The organism is Kitasatospora sp. NPDC088861 (assembly GCF_044750105.1).
Lineage (GTDB): Bacteria > Actinomycetota > Actinomycetes > Streptomycetales > Streptomycetaceae > Kitasatospora.
This window is the reverse complement of sequence record NZ_JBIVJF010000003.1, coordinates 71,110-85,298: the sequence shown is the minus strand read 5'-3', so window position 1 is coordinate 85,298 and position 14,189 is coordinate 71,110. Positions and strand designations below refer to the sequence as shown.

10 protein-coding genes are annotated in these 14,189 nt (G+C 73.8%); 1 reads left to right on the top strand and 9 read right to left on the bottom strand.

The window, feature by feature from the left end:
• Nucleotides 1–20: 20 nt before the first annotated feature.
• From ACIP37_RS07155 to ACIP37_RS07120, 8 genes are all read right to left on the bottom strand, one after another.
• The gene (locus tag ACIP37_RS07155; RefSeq protein ID WP_400805362.1) at nucleotides 21–1,343 is read right to left on the bottom strand and encodes a glutamate-5-semialdehyde dehydrogenase; all 1,323 of its coding nucleotides are present in this window, start codon (nucleotides 1,341–1,343) and stop codon (nucleotides 21–23) included.
• Between the two features lie 169 nt (nucleotides 1,344–1,512).
• A complete protein-coding gene (locus tag ACIP37_RS07150; protein WP_400332296.1) occupies nucleotides 1,513–2,037 on the bottom strand; it encodes a hypothetical protein in 525 nt (174 codons plus the stop codon).
• A gap of 168 nt (nucleotides 2,038–2,205) precedes the next feature.
• On the bottom strand, nucleotides 2,206–3,342 hold the full coding sequence (gene proB, locus ACIP37_RS07145) for a glutamate 5-kinase (protein WP_400805360.1): 1,137 nt from the start codon (nucleotides 3,340–3,342) through the stop codon (nucleotides 2,206–2,208).
• Between the two features lie 321 nt (nucleotides 3,343–3,663).
• Entirely contained in the window at nucleotides 3,664–5,142 is a 1,479-nt protein-coding gene (obgE, locus tag ACIP37_RS07140; RefSeq protein ID WP_363586415.1) for a GTPase ObgE, read from the bottom strand.
• A gap of 100 nt (nucleotides 5,143–5,242) precedes the next feature.
• A complete protein-coding gene (gene rpmA / locus ACIP37_RS07135; protein ID WP_360211510.1) occupies nucleotides 5,243–5,500 on the bottom strand; it encodes a 50S ribosomal protein L27 in 258 nt (85 codons plus the stop codon).
• A gap of 14 nt (nucleotides 5,501–5,514) precedes the next feature.
• Complete coding sequence (rplU, locus tag ACIP37_RS07130; protein WP_280677087.1) at nucleotides 5,515–5,832, bottom strand: 50S ribosomal protein L21; 318 nt, start codon at nucleotides 5,830–5,832, stop codon at nucleotides 5,515–5,517.
• Between the two features lie 233 nt (nucleotides 5,833–6,065).
• Nucleotides 6,066–9,635, bottom strand: a complete 3,570-nt coding sequence (locus ACIP37_RS07125) for a ribonuclease E/G (protein WP_400843507.1) — start codon at nucleotides 9,633–9,635, stop codon at nucleotides 6,066–6,068.
• A 432-nt stretch (nucleotides 9,636–10,067) separates the two neighbouring features.
• Nucleotides 10,068–10,829 carry a TIGR03936 family radical SAM-associated protein gene (locus ACIP37_RS07120; RefSeq protein ID WP_363629191.1) on the bottom strand — a complete coding sequence of 254 codons (762 nt, stop codon included), beginning with the start codon at nucleotides 10,827–10,829 and terminating at the stop codon, nucleotides 10,068–10,070.
• A gap of 410 nt (nucleotides 10,830–11,239) precedes the next feature.
• Here ACIP37_RS07120 and ACIP37_RS07115 point away from each other — a divergent pair, with 410 nt between their 5' ends.
• Complete coding sequence (locus tag ACIP37_RS07115) at nucleotides 11,240–11,614, top strand: peptidoglycan-binding domain-containing protein (protein WP_363586418.1); 375 nt, start codon at nucleotides 11,240–11,242, stop codon at nucleotides 11,612–11,614.
• Between the two features lie 193 nt (nucleotides 11,615–11,807).
• Here ACIP37_RS07115 and ACIP37_RS07110 read toward each other — a convergent pair whose 3' ends face one another.
• On the bottom strand, nucleotides 11,808–13,751 hold the full coding sequence (locus ACIP37_RS07110) for a TIGR03960 family B12-binding radical SAM protein (protein ID WP_363586419.1): 1,944 nt from the start codon (nucleotides 13,749–13,751) through the stop codon (nucleotides 11,808–11,810).
• Nucleotides 13,752–14,189: the final 438 nt, after the last annotated feature.

Below are 14,189 nucleotides of genomic sequence, written 5' to 3'. Positions count from 1 at the left end.
GCCCGCCGCGCGGGCCGCGCTCAGCGCACGTCCGCGTCCCCGCCCACGGTCTGCGTCGCCTCGCCGCGCACGTGCCCGTCACCAGTGACGATGTACTTGGTGCTGGTCAGCTCGGGCAGGCCCATCGGGCCGCGGGCGTGCAGCTTCTGGGTGGAGATGCCGATCTCCGCGCCGAAGCCGAACTCGGCGCCGTCGGTGAAGCGGGTGGAGGCGTTGACGGCCACCGTGGTCGAGTCGACCAGCCGGGTGAAGCGCCGGGCGGCGGCCTGCGAGGTGGTGACGATCGCCTCGGTGTGGCCGGAGGACCAGCGGCGGATGTGCTCGACGGCGGCGTCCAGCGAGGGCACCACGGCCGCGGCCAGGTCGTAGGACAGGTACTCGGCGCCCCAGTCCTCGTCGGTGGCGGGCACCACGGTGGCGGCGCCGCCCTCGGCGGCCTTGCGCACCGCGTCGTCGCCGTGCACGGTCACCCCGGCCTCGGCGAGGGCGGCCAGCGCGAGCGGCAGGAAGGCGTCCGCGACGTCCTGGTGGACGAGCAGCGTCTCGGCCGCGTTGCAGACGCTGACCCGCTGCGCCTTGGAGTTCAGCAGGATGCCGACGGCCATCGCCAGGTCGGTCTGCGCGTCCACGTAGACGTGGCAGTTGCCGGTGCCGGTCTCGATCACGGGCACGGTCGAGCCCTCGACCACCGTGCGGATCAGCGAGGCCCCGCCGCGCGGGATCAGCACGTCGACCAGGCCGCGGGCCCTCATCAGCTCCTGGACGGAGTCCCGGCTCTCGCCCGGGACGAGCTGGACGGCGTCGGCGGGCAGCCCGGCCGCGGCGACCGCGTCCCGCAGGACGGCGACCAGCGCGGTGTTGGAGCGGTAGGCGGAGGCCGAGCCGCGCAGCAGCACGGCGTTGCCGGACTTGAGGCAGAGCGCGGCGGCGTCCACCGTGACGTTCGGCCGGGCCTCGTAGATGATGCCGACCACGCCGAGCGGCACCCGCACCTGGCGCACGTCCAGGCCGTTGGGCAGGGTGTAGCCGCGCAGCACCTCTCCGACCGGGTCGGGCAGGCCGACGACGTCGCGCACGTCGGAGGCGATCGCGGCGATCCGCTCGTGGTCGAGGCTCAGCCGGTCGATCACCGACTCGGCGGTGCCGGCCGCGCGGGCGCGGGCCACGTCCTCGGCGTTGGCGGCGGTGATCTCGGCGCTGCGGGCCACCAGGGCGTCCGCGATCGCCAGCAGCGCGGCGTCCTTCGCCCTGCGCGGCAGCGGGGCGAGCGCGGCGGCGGCCTCCCGGGCTCGGCGCGCTACGGCGAGGACGGGGCTGTCGGCGGTGGCGAGGTCGCTGCTCATGCGCCAAGGGTAGCGACTGCGCAGGGCCCGCCGAGCGGCCATTTCGCCCGGTGAGACGGCCTGGCGGGACGGTTCTCCCCTGTGGCTCACCCGTCTCCGGGCCTCATTCCGGGGACCGCGCCCGGGGGCGTCCCCCTCATTCCGGGGACCGTGCCCGGGGGCGTCCCCCTCAGTACGGGTGCACCCCGCCCAGGTGCGGCGGCGGATCGCCGAAGCCCTCCGCCACCCGCTTGTGGTACGTCGCCCGGTCGACCACCTCCAGGCCGACGATCTCCCACGGCGGCAGGTTCGCGGTGACCTTGTGCTCGCCCCACAGCCGCAGCGCTATCGCCGCCGCGTCGTGCAGGTCCCGGGCCTGCTCCCAGTACCGGATCTCGGCGTGGTCGGCGGCGTAGCGGGCGGTGAGGAAGAACGAGTGGTCGTGCGCCAGCCGCTCCAGCGAGGCCCGCAGCGAGGACAGCGGGGTGACCTGCCCGGACACGCTCAGCACCACGTGCCAGAGCCGGGCCTGCTCGGGCACGGTGGGCGGCTCCCCCGGGTCCGCGTGCTGCGACCGCGGCCTGCGCATCCCGCCGGGCCCCTGCGGCGGCGGACCGGCCGGCTCGGCGGGTCCGTCCCCGCGTCCGCCGTCGATGCTGGTCAGCCGCCGGCCCGCCGTCCCTGCGGTCAGCGTTGCCTCGCTTCTGCGTTCCACCGGCGGCCTCCTGTTCGGCGATGTCGTGTCGTCCCCCGCACCGGACCCGCCGGCCCGCGGCCGACCGGTACGGCTGCACCGCTCCTCGCCCGCGGCCGGGCCGCTCCCCGTGCGGAGCGGCCCGCCCACCGCGCTCTGCCGATCGGCCGGTACCGGCACACCGGCCGGTCAGCCGCGCAGAACGACCAGGTCGTCGCGGTGGACGACCTCACGCTCGTACGCGGCGCCGAACTCCTGGGCCAGGTCACGGGTGGACCGGCCGAGCAGGCGGGGCAACTCCCTCGCATCAAAGTTGACCAGTCCGCGAGCCACGATGTGGCCGTTTTCGGCAAGAAGGTCCACCGGATCACCCGCCGTGAACTCCCCGTCCACCTTGGTGACCCCGGCGGGCAGCAGCGAGGCGCCGCCGGAGACGACGGCCGTGACGGCGCCCGCGTCGAGGTGCAGGGCGCCGCGCGGGCTGCTCGCGTGGGCCAGCCAGAGCATCCGGTCGGAGGTGCGGCTGCCGGTGCGCAGGAACAGGGTGCCGGTGCGCCGTCCGGCCAGCGCGTCGGCGGCCTGGCTGGCGGCGGTGAGCACCACCGGGATGCCCGCGCCGGTGGCGATCCGGGCCGCCTCGACCTTGGTGACCATGCCGCCGGTGCCGACGCCGGCCTTGCCCGCGCTGCCGATCTCGACGCCGTCGAGGTCGTGCGGGCCGCTCACCTCGTCGATCCGGCTGGTGCCGGGCCGGGCCGGGTCGCCGTCGTAGAGGCCGTCCACGTCGGAGAGCAGCACGAGCAGGTCGGCCCGGACCAGGTGGGCGACCAGCGCGGCCAACCGGTCGTTGTCCCCGAACTTGATTTCGGCGGTGGCGACGGTGTCGTTCTCGTTGACGATCGGCATCGCGCCCATCGCCAGCAGCTGGTCGAGGGTGCGGTAGGCGTTGCGGTAGTGGGCGCGCCGGCTGGCGTCCTCGGCGGTGAGCAGCACCTGGCCGACCCGGATGCCGTACCGGGCGAAGGAGGCGGTGTAGCGGGCGACCAGCAGGCCCTGGCCGACGCTGGCGGCGGCCTGCTGACGGGCCAGGTCCTTGGGCCGCTTGTCCAGGCCGAGCGGGGCCAGGCCGGCGGCGATGGCGCCGGAGGAGACGAGGACGACCTCGGGCGCGTCCGGGCGGCTGCGCACCTTGGCGAGCGCGTCGACCAGGGCGTCGACCCGGTCGGCGTCCAGGCCGCCGGCCGCCGTGGTGAGGGAGGAGGAGCCGACCTTGACGACGATCCGCCGGGCGGTCAGCACCTCCTCGCGCAGTGAGTCCTCGCTCATCTCGCTGTACGCCCTTCCGGTGTGGTGCGGGTGCGGCGGGCCGGGCCCGGCCGTCACCCCCGAAATCTACGCGATCCGCGCAGGTCGCCCGCAGGGTGTTTCACCGTCCGGACCCGCCCCGGCCACGGCGCCGCCACGGCCGGATCGCCGGTCCGGACGGCCGGCGGGCCGGGGCCGGTACGGTCCCTGACCGCGGGCCCGACGAAAGTGACGCCCCGTCGGTTCCGAACGGGGGCCGGACACGCGAACGGCCCCCACCGCCCCGGAGGGTGGTGGGGGCCGTTCGCCCAGGCCGGCTCGGGACGCGTCCCGCCGGCCGGGTCACTCCTCGTCGTCGCCCTCGTCGATGGCGGCCGGGCGGGTGCTGGAGAGCGCCTCGAAGGCGAGGAACTCGGCCTCGGCCGCGTCCCGGCCCTTCTGCTTCTCGCGGCGGCGGTCGACCGCCGGGCGCGGGCTCTCCAGGCGGTGGTCCTCACCGCGGCGGCCGAGCATCTCGGCGCCGGCGGCCATGGTCGGCTCCCAGTCGAAGACGACGGCGTTCTCGTCCGGGCCGATGATGACGGTGTCGCCCTCGTGCGCCCCGACCTTCCACAGCTTGTCCTCGACGCCGAGGCGGGCCAGCCGGTCGGCGAGGTAGCCGACGGCCTCGTCGTTGGAGAAGTCGGTCTGGCGGACCCAGCGCTCCGGCTTGGTGCCGCGGATGCGGTAGGCGCCGTCCTCCTCCGTGATGGTGAAGCCCTCGTCGTCAACGGCCTTGGGCCGCAGCACGATCCGGGTCGACTCCTCGACCGGCTTGGCGGCGCGCGCCTCGGCGACGATCTGCGCCAGCGCGAAGTTCAGCTCGCGAAGGCCCTTGCGGGAGGCGGCGGAGACCTCGAACACCCGGTAGCCGCGCTCCTCCAGGGACTCCCGGGTGAGGTCGGCGATGTCCTGGCCGTCCGGCACGTCCACCTTGTTGAGCGCGACCAGGCGCGGGCGCTCCTCCAGACCGCCGTACTCGGCCAGCTCGGCCTCGATGGTCTCCAGGTCGGTCAGCGGGTCGCGGCCGGGCTCCAGGGTGGCGCAGTCCAGCACGTGCACCAGCACCGAGCAGCGCTCGACGTGCCGCAGGAACTCCAGGCCCAGGCCGCGGCCCTGGCTGGCGCCGGGGATCAGGCCGGGCACGTCGGCGATGGTGTAGACGGTGTCGCCGGCGGTGACCACGCCGAGGTTGGGGATCAGGGTGGTGAACGGGTAGTCCGCGATCTTCGGCTTGGCCGCCGAGAGCACCGAGATCAGCGAGGACTTGCCGGCGCTCGGGTAGCCGACCAGGGCCACGTCGGCGACGGACTTGAGCTCCATCACGATGTCGCGGGCCTCGCCGGGCTCGCCGAGCAGCGCGAAGCCGGGCGCCTTGCGGCGGGCCGAGGACAGCGCGGCGTTGCCGAGGCCGCCACGGCCGCCCTGGGCGGCGACGAAGCTGGTGCCGTGCCCGACCAGGTCGGCCAGCACCTCGCCGTTGCGGTCCAGCACCACGGTGCCGTCCGGCACCAGCAGGACGAGGTCGCCGCCGTCCGCGCCGGTGCGGTGGCCGCCCGCGCCGGGCTTGCCGTTGGTGGCCTTGCGCTTGGGCGAGTGGTGGTACTCCAGCAGGGTGGTGATCTGCGCGTCGACGGTGAGGATGACGCTGCCGCCCTCGCCGCCGTTGCCGCCGTCGGGGCCGCCGAGCGGCTTGAACTTCTCCCGGTGCACGGAGGCGCAGCCGTGGCCCCCGTTACCCGCGGCGACGTGAAGTTCGACGCGGTCCACGAAGGTGGTCATGGTGTGCCTCCAGTGTGCGAAAGTCTGCTGCTACCTGCGTAAAGCATGAAGGGTGGACCGGAACATTCCGGCCCACCCTTCACTGTGAGTCTGGTGTGACTCAGGCCTCGGAGGCCACGATGTTGACGACCTTGCGGCCGCGGCGGGTGCCGAACTGCACGGCACCGGCGGTCAGCGCGAACAGGGTGTCGTCGCCACCGCGACCGACGCCCGCACCCGGGTGGAAGTGGGTGCCGCGCTGGCGCACGAGGATCTCGCCGGCGGAGACGACCTGGCCGCCGAAGCGCTTCACGCCGAGGCGCTGGGCGTTCGAGTCACGGCCGTTGCGGGTAGAGCTTGCGCCCTTCTTGTGTGCCATATCTCGCTATCCCCTTACTTGCTGACCGAGTCGATGCTGGTGATGCGCACCGCGGTGTGCTTCTGACGGTGACCCTGGCGACGGCGGTAGCCGGTCTTGTTCTTGTAGCGCAGGATGACGATCTTGTCGCCCTTGGTCTGGTCGACGACCTCGGCGTGGGCCTTCACACCGGCCAGGACCCACGGGTCGGACGTGACGGCTTCGCCGTCGACGATCAGGATGGTCGAGAGCTCGACCGAGTCACCCGGCTTGGCCTCGATACGGTCGATCTCCAGCACGTCGCCGACGGCGACCTTGTGCTGGCGGCCGCCTGCGCGAACGATCGCGTACATGCGGTACCTGCTTTCCTTACTCGGTCGGAACTCCCGACGCCAGCCACCTGGGTACGGACACAGGGGCCTCTCCCCGCCCGCTGCCGCGCGAACGCGGCGCTTCGGGAAGGTGATGTGCTCGGGAGCGTGTGGCGTAGACACGCCGAGGGTCAAGAATACGGACCGGCCGCCCGGGGGGCAAACCGGCCCGTACGGCCCGGGGCGGGAAGGGTCCCGCCCCGGGCGCGTGGGCACTACTCGGCCGCCGTATCACCTTCGGCGGCCGCCGCCTTCTTGGCCGCCGCGCTCGTCCGCTTGGTCGCGGTCTTGCGGGCGGTGGTCTTCTTGGCCGCCGTGGTCGTCTTCTTGGCGGCGGTCTTCTTCGCGGCGGTCTTGCGGGCGGCCCGCTTCTTGGGCGCCGGAGCCTCCTCCGCGGGCGGCTCCTCGGCCTCGGCCTCGGTGGCCGGGGCCTCCGCCGCCGGAGCCTCGACGACGGCCTCCGCGGTCTCGACGGCCGGGGCCTCCGCCGCGGGCGCCTCGACGACGGCCTCCACGGCCTCGACGGCCTCGGGCGTCGCCACGGCCGGGGCGACCGGGTTGGCGGCCTCCAGGGCCGCCTCCAGCGCCGCGTCGGCCCGCGCCTGGAGCACCACGATCTCGGCCTCGCCCGGCGCCCCGGCCGGAGCCGTCGCCTTGCGGACCGCGCGGCGGCGGGTGCGGCCGGCCGGAGCCGCCGGGGCGGCGGGGATCTCGACCAGGTCCGGCTGGGCGGCCGGGGCCTCCTCGACGGCCTCCGCCTCGACGCCCGGGACCTCCAGGGCCAGCTGGCCCTCGATCTCCTCGCGCACCGGCTCGCCCTCGACGACCACCTCGGCCACCGCGGCCTCGACGGCCTGCGGCTCCTCGACGGCCGCCCCGCCCTTGCCCCGGCGACGGCGCTTGCTGCTGCCCGCGGCCGCCTCGGCCGACACGGCCGGGGTGTGGACGTGGGCGCTCGGCTGCTCCATGTGAACGATCACGCCGCGGCCGTTGCAGTGCACGCACGGCTCGGAGAAGGACTCCAACAGGCCCTGGCCGACCCGCTTGCGGGTCATCTGGACCAGGCCCAGCGAGGTGACCTCGGCCACCTGGTGCTTGGTCCGGTCCCGGCCCAGGCACTCCAGCAGTCGGCGCAGCACCAGGTCCCGGTTGGACTCCAGCACCATGTCGATGAAGTCGATCACGATGATGCCGCCGAGGTCGCGCAGCCGCAGCTGGCGCACGATCTCCTCGGCCGCCTCGATGTTGTTGCGGGTGACCGTCTCCTCCAGGTTGCCGCCCTGACCGACGAACTTCCCGGTGTTGACGTCGATGACGACCATCGCCTCGGTGCGGTCGATCACCAGCGAACCGCCGCTGGGCAGCCAGACCTTGCGGTCCAGCGCCTTCATCAGCTGCTCGTCGATCCGGTAGGTGGCGAACACGTCCACCTCGGAGGTCCACCGCTGGAGCCGCTCGGCGAGGTCCGGGGCCACGTTGGAGACGTAGTCGTGGATGGTGCTCCACGCCTCGTCGCCGGAGACGATGACCTTGGTGAAGTCCTCGTTGAAGATGTCGCGGACGACCCGGACGGTCATGTCCGGCTCGCCGTACAGCAGCGCGGGGGCGTTGCCGGTCGCGGCCTTCTTCTGGATGTCCTCCCACTGCTGCTGCAGCCGCTGGACGTCGCGGGTCAGCTCGTCCTCGGAGGCGCCCTCGGCGGCGGTGCGCACGATGACGCCCGCGTCGTCCGGGACGATCTTCTTGAGGATCTGCTTCAGCCGGGCGCGCTCGTTCTCGGGGAGCTTGCGCGAGATGCCGGTCATCGAGCCCTCGGGCACGTAGACCAGGTAACGGCCGGGCAGCGAGATCTGGCTGGTCAGGCGGGCGCCCTTGTGGCCGATCGGGTCCTTGGAGACCTGCACCAGCACGGACTGGCCGGACTTCAGCACCGACTCGATCCGGCGCGGGCCACCGTGGCCCAGCGCACCGAAGTTGACCTCGCCGGCGTACAGCACGGCGTTGCGGCCCTTGCCGATGTCGACGAAGGCGGCCTCCATCGACGGCAGCACGTTCTGGACCTTGCCCAGGTAGACGTTGCCGACGTACGAGGTGGCCTGCTCCTTGTTGACGTAGTGCTCGACCAGCACGCCGTCCTCGAGGACGCCGATCTGGGTCCGCTGGCCGTTCTGGCGCACCACCATGACGCGCTCGACCGACTCGCGGCGGGCCAGGAACTCGGCCTCGGTGATGATCGGCACCCGGCGGCGGCCCAGCTCGCGGCCCTCGCGGCGGCGCTGCTTCTTCGCCTCCAGACGGGTCGAGCCCTTGATGGACTGCACCTCGTCCGGGTCGAAGGACGGCTCGGTGGAACGGCGGCGCGGCTCGCGCACCTTCACCACCGTGCGGACCCCGTCCTCGGTGGTCTCGGCGGTCTCGACGGCACCGGCCTCACCGCTGCGGCGGCGACGACGGCGACGACGGCGGGACGAGGACAGGCCGGCGGCCAGGTCGTCGTCGTCCTCGACGTCCTCCTCGACGTCCGCGGCCGGCTCCTCGACGACGGACTGCCCGGTCTCGACGGCCTCGGCCTCGAACTCCTCGGCCTCGCCACGGCGACGACGGCGGCCGCCCCGACGGCGACGGCGCGACGGACGGTCGTCCTCCCACTCGCCCTCGGTCTCCGGACCGGCGACGGGGGCCTCGACGACGGGCGCCTCGACCGGCACCTCGACGACCCGCTCGACCGGCTTCGCCTTCTCGGCGGCCTTCGCCCGCTCGATGACCTTGGCCTTCTCAGCCTTCTCGGCCTTCTCGGCGGCCTTCCTCTCGGCGGCCTTCGAACGGCTCGGCGGCTGCACCCGCACCGAAGTGCGCACCCGGCGGCGGCGGCCGACGCCGCTGTACTCGAACTCGTCCTCCTCGCGCTGCGCGGCGACCGGAGCCTCCACCGGCGCCGGAGCGGCGGCGGGCTGCTGCGGCGCCTGCGGCTGCGCGGCGGGGGCCGGGCCGGCGGCGGGCTCCTGGAACACCGGAGCCTGGAAGATCGCGGTGGACGGGCGGACCGCACGGCGGCGCACCCGGTGGGTCGGCTCGGCGACCGGCGCGGGCTGGACGGCCACGGGCTCCTCGACCGGCTCCTCCTCGACGGGCTCCTCCGCGACGGCGGGCTCCTCGACGGAGGTCTCGACGACCGGCGCGGCCTCGACCACGCGGCGGCGACGGGCCCGGCGGGCCGGAGCGGCGGGGGCCTCCTCGACAGCCTCCTCGGCGGCGGGGGCCTCGGCCACCGGGGCGGCGGCAGCGGGCTCCTCGGCCGGGGTCTCGGCGGCGGCCGGCGCCCCGGCGGGCGCCTCGGCGCGCTTGCGGGTGCGGCGGGCCCGGACCGGCTTCTCGGCCACCGGCTCGGCGGCCGGCTCAGCGGCGTTCTCGACCGGCTTCGCGGTCGCCTTCGCGCTCGCCTTCGCGGTCGTCTTCTCGGCGGCGGCCGGCTCGGTGGCCACGACCGGGGTCGTCTCCGGCGTCCCGGCCGGAGCCTCGGCGCGCTTGCGGGTCCGGCGGGCCCGGACCGGCTTCTCGGCCACCGGCTCGGCGGCCGGTGCGGCCTGCGCCTCGGCGACGGGCGCCTCGGCCGGAATGACCGTCTCGGCCGTCTCGGCGGCCGCACCCTGCGGGGTGCCCGCCGGGCGGGACACCGCACGGCGACGGCGGCGCGGCGGCGCCGCGGAGGTGCCCTCGCCGCCGGTCGCGGCGGTCTCGTTCTGTTCCGTCGCCGCGTTCTGCTGCGGATCGGTGTTATCGAGCATGCGGGTGGATCTCCCGTCAGGCCCCCGGGCTCCACATCCGGGCACGGCACGGCACCCGTGGCCGGCCGGCATCGTGACGATGCTCGGGCCGGACCCTTTCACGGTGCCGCCGCGCGGACGCGAGGCCGCACAGGGGCTCGTAGTCTCGCTCGGCGCCCCGCCGCTCGGCGGGGTGTCGAAAGTCTTCTGGTCTGACCAGTCTTCTGAGGTTTTCCCAAGCTGCGCCGTTCCCCAACCCCGGGTGGCTCCCGGACGGGGTTCCCGGGCCCACCGACCTTCCTGGTCGGCGGGCCTCAGGTGGCCGGCCTGTGCTGCGACGACGCTCGCTCCCCTGGGGAGCCGCGGGAACCTGGAGGACCGTCGGGCCCAGTGAGGCACTGGGCCCGGCCTCCGCCCGTCAGGCGGACGCGGCCCCGCGAACCCCGGCGGCTGTCAGCCGGCCGGAGCCGCGGCGCGGTCGAGCGCCAGCGGGTCGGTCACCGTGCCGGACTCCTCGTCGAGCGGCCCCTGCGCCAGCCTGGTCACCTCTGCGGGGACCGGCGGCGCCAGGTCGGCCGTCACACGGAGACCGGACAATACGTCGTCGGGTCGTACGGCGGGTGTGGCGTGTCGTACTACCAGGCGCAGTATCGCACAGGCACGGCCGGTCCGAACATTGCGGTCCGCTTCGGCCGCCGTGTCCGCACCGTCGACGACCTGCGGCGCGGCGATCTCGAGCACCGCCACCGGACCGCGCGCGTCGAAGACCCGCACGCCGTTCTTGGTCACGCGTTCGACCTCGACCCGCTCCGCGGCGAGGAACACCGCGACCGCGCGGGCGGCCTCCTGCGACTCGACGCCGTCCAGCCGGAGCAGCCACTCGGAGGCCTCCAGGCGCTCCACGAAGTTCGGCGTCCGGACCTCGACCGCGTCGATCACGTCCAGTCCGGTCGGCAGCGACTCGTCCAGCTGTGCCCGCAGTTCCTCCGGGTCACGGAGGGCGGCCAGGCCGATCTCCAGGTACTCCGCCTCGCTCGCCACCCCGGTCGGGGCCGCGTTGGCGTAGGACACCTTCGGGTGCGGGGTGAAGCCGGCCGAATAGGCCATCGGCACGGCGGACCGGCGCAGGGCGCGCTCGAAAGCGCGCTGGAAGTCGCGGTGGCTGGTGAAGCGGAGCCGGCCGCGCTTGGTGTAGCGGAGACGGATCCGCTGCACCGTCGGCGCGGGCGGAGGACCGTCGGGCGTACGGCGTGCCAGGGTCGCTCAGTCCTTAGTCAGTTGTCCCCGTCCGGCGCGACGGCTGCCGCCGCTGTCCGGACTCTGTCACCTCAAAGGGTACGCGCCCCGCCACCCCCCTCGTCCCTCCCCTGGTCAGCCGCACCCCGACGCCCCCGGCCGGGACGCTCCGACCGAGGGGGCGGCGCCCGCAACCCCCCGGCCACCCACGGCGAGCACGTCCCCGCAGGTGGCGGGCCGTTCTGAGGCCCTCGTCCGGCGGCGGGAAAATTCCCGGAACATCCCTGATGCCGTTCCTCCGTGTTGGGACGCCCGCCCGCTAGGCAGGATTCGAGCCGTCCGAGTGCGACTCACCCGGACCCACCGACCGCACACCGGGGGTGTGCGGCATGAGGAAGGGAACCTCCATGCGCAAGATCCTCGCCGGCCTCGCAGTGACCGGCCTCCTGTTCGCGGGCGGCGTCGCCACGGCGGGCAGCGCGTCCGCGGCGCAGGCCGGCAGCTACTGCGGGACCACCTACACGACCTGGGAGCCGCTGCTGCGCGGCGGCGAGCACAACGACGCCGTCAAGGCCCTGCAGTGCGAGCTCAACTCCTCCCTGAACACCACCCCCCTGAACGTCGACGGCGCGTTCGGACAGGACACCCTGAGCAGGGTGCTGCGGTTCCAGGCCTGTACCGGCCTCTCCCAGGACGGTCAGGTCGGCGCGCAGACCTGGGCCAAGCTGGACTCCATCAGCACCTCGACCAACTGGGCCTGCTGATCCCGCATCCGGGCCCCGCCCGACGACCGGAGGACGCGGCGGCGACACCCGCCGGCCGGCGCCTCACGCACCGGCCGTCGTCCGCTCGGCGAACGCATGGAGCCCTCCCCGATTCCCGGGGAGGGCTCCATCCGTCACTTCGAGCACGTCACGCGGCCCGGACCCACTCGATCCGCGCCACCCGCGCCATCAACTAGCCCTGCGGGTCAGCCCCGTTGACCACGGCCAGCGGCAGCAGCTTCTTCCCGGTGGGACCGATCTGGATCTTGAGGTCCATCTGCGGGCACACGCCGCAATCGAAGCACGGGGTCCAACGGCAGTCGTCGACCTCGACCTCCTCCAGGGCGTCCTGCCAGTCCTCCCAGAGCCAGTCCTTGTCGAGGCCGCTGTCCAGGTGGTCCCAGGGCAGCACCTCCTCGTAGGTGCGCTCGCGGGTGGTGTACCAGTCGACGTCGACGCCGGTGCCGGCCAGGCCCTTCTCGGCGGAGGCCATCCAGCGGTCGTAGGAGAAGTGCTCGCGCCAGCCGTCGAAGCGGCCGCCGTCCTCGTAGACGGCGCGGATGACGGCGCCGATGCGGCGGTCACCGCGGGACAGCAGGCCCTCGACGATGCCGGGCTTGCCGTCGTGGTAGCGGTAGCCGATGTTCTTGCCGTACTTGCGGTCGCCGCGGATCGAGTCGCGCAGCTTGGCCAGCCGGGCATCGGTGGCCTCGGCGGACAGCTGCGGGGCCCACTGGAACGGGGTGTGCGGCTTGGGCACGAACCCGCCGATGGAGACGGTGCAGCGGATGTCGTTCTGGCCGGTGACCTCGCGGCCCTTCTGGATGACGTTCTTCGCCATCGCGCCGATCTGGAGCACGTCCTCGTCGGTCTCGGTGGGCAGGCCGCACATGAAGTACAGCTTCACCTGGCGCCAGCCGTTGCCGTAGGCGGTGGCGACGGTGCGGATCAGGTCCTCCTCCGACACCATCTTGTTGATCACCTTGCGCATGCGCTCGCTGCCGCCCTCGGGGGCGAAGGTGAGGCCCGAGCGGCGGCCGTTGCGGGACAGCTCGTTGGCGAGGTCGATGTTGAAGGCGTCGACGCGGGTGGACGGCAGCGACAGGCCGATCTTGTCGTCGCTGTAGCGGTCGGCCAGGCCCTTGGCGATGTCCCCGATCTCGGTGTGGTCGGCGCTGGACAGCGACAGCAGGCCCACTTCCTCGAAACCGGTCGCCTTCAGCCCGCGCTCCACCATCTCGCCGATGCCGGTGATGCTTCGCTCCCGCACGGGGCGCGTGATCATGCCGGCCTGGCAGAAGCGGCAGCCGCGGGTGCAGCCGCGGAAGATCTCCACGGACATCCGCTCGTGCACGGTCTCCGCGAGCGGGACGAGCGGCTGCTTCGGGTAGGGCCACTCGTCGAGGTCCATCACGGTGTGCTTGGACACCCGCCACGGCACGCCCGGGGCGTTCGGCACGACGCGCCCGATCCGGCCGTCGGCCAGGTACTCCACGTCGTAGAACTTCGGCACGTACACCCCGCCGGTACGGGCGAGGCGCAGCAGCAGCTCGTCGCGTCCACCCGGGCGGCCCTCGGCCTTCCAGCCGCGGACGAGCTCGGTGATGTCGAGCACGGCCTGCTCGCCGTCGCCGACCACCGCGCAGTCGATGAAGTCCGCGATCGGCTCGGGGTTGAACGCGGCGTGGCCGCCGGCCAGGACGATCGGGTCCTCGTCGGTGCGGTCCTTGGCCTCCAGCGGGATGCCGGCCAGGTCGAGCGCGGTCAGCATGTTGGTGTAGCCGAGCTCGGTGGAGAACGACAGGCCGAACACGTCGAAGGCCTTCACCGGGCGGTGCGCGTCCACGGTGAACTGCGGGACGTCGTGCTCGCGCATCAGCGCTTCGAGGTCCGGCCAGACGCTGTAGGTGCGCTCGGCGAGCACGCCCTCGCGCTCGTTGAGCACCTCGTAGAGGATCATGACGCCCTGGTTGGGCAGGCCGACCTCGTAGGCGTCGGGGTACATCAGCGCCCAGCGGACGTCGCAGGCGTCCCAGTCCTTGACGGTCGAGTTGAGCTCGCCGCCGACGTACTGGATCGGCTTCTGGACGTGCGGGAGGAGGGCCTCCAGGCGTGGGAAGACCGATTCGACAGTCATGTACTAGGAACCCTTACGACGTGATTCGGTGCCGCGCGCATCGGCAGGCGACGGCGGGGAGGGGTGACCCTCAAGGGTAGCCCAATCCGGGGAAAGGCCCGCTGGCTCACCCCCGGGCTCACCGACGCCCGGCCCGGGCACCCGCCCGCGCTCCGGCGCGGCCGCCCCTCCCCGGCCCGCCCCGGCACACGCAGTGCGCGCCCGCCGCCCGGCGCCGTCCGCCGTTGACATGCCCGGACCACCCATGCGGTACTGACAGGGCCCCGCCAGAGACCTCTGCACCCCTTCCGGACAAGGGAGTTGGGCCGTACGCTCAACCCTCGCCGACTCCCCCGGCGACCCGTCCCCGGCGCGCAGGGCCCCGCCCCCCGGCCCCGCAGGTCGCGTCCGTCGGCGCCCCCGCGCGCCCCGGCGGCCCGACAAGCCAGGCGGCCGCGC

Coding starts and splice junctions, on each gene's coding strand:
- ACIP37_RS07155 (WP_400805362.1), bottom strand. CDS start 1,343: ATGAGCAGCGACCTCGCCACCGCCGACAGCCCCGTCCTCGCCGTAGCG.
- proB (WP_400805360.1), bottom strand. CDS start 3,342: ATGAGCGAGGACTCACTGCGCGAGGAGGTGCTGACCGCCCGGCGGATC.
- obgE (WP_363586415.1), bottom strand. CDS start 5,142: ATGACCACCTTCGTGGACCGCGTCGAACTTCACGTCGCCGCGGGTAAC.
- rpmA (WP_360211510.1), bottom strand. CDS start 5,500: ATGGCACACAAGAAGGGCGCAAGCTCTACCCGCAACGGCCGTGACTCG.
- rplU (WP_280677087.1), bottom strand. CDS start 5,832: ATGTACGCGATCGTTCGCGCAGGCGGCCGCCAGCACAAGGTCGCCGTC.
- ACIP37_RS07125 (WP_400843507.1), bottom strand. CDS start 9,635: ATGCTCGATAACACCGATCCGCAGCAGAACGCGGCGACGGAACAGAAC.
- ACIP37_RS07115 (WP_363586418.1), top strand. CDS start 11,240: ATGAGGAAGGGAACCTCCATGCGCAAGATCCTCGCCGGCCTCGCAGTG.
- ACIP37_RS07110 (WP_363586419.1), bottom strand. CDS start 13,751: ATGACTGTCGAATCGGTCTTCCCACGCCTGGAGGCCCTCCTCCCGCAC.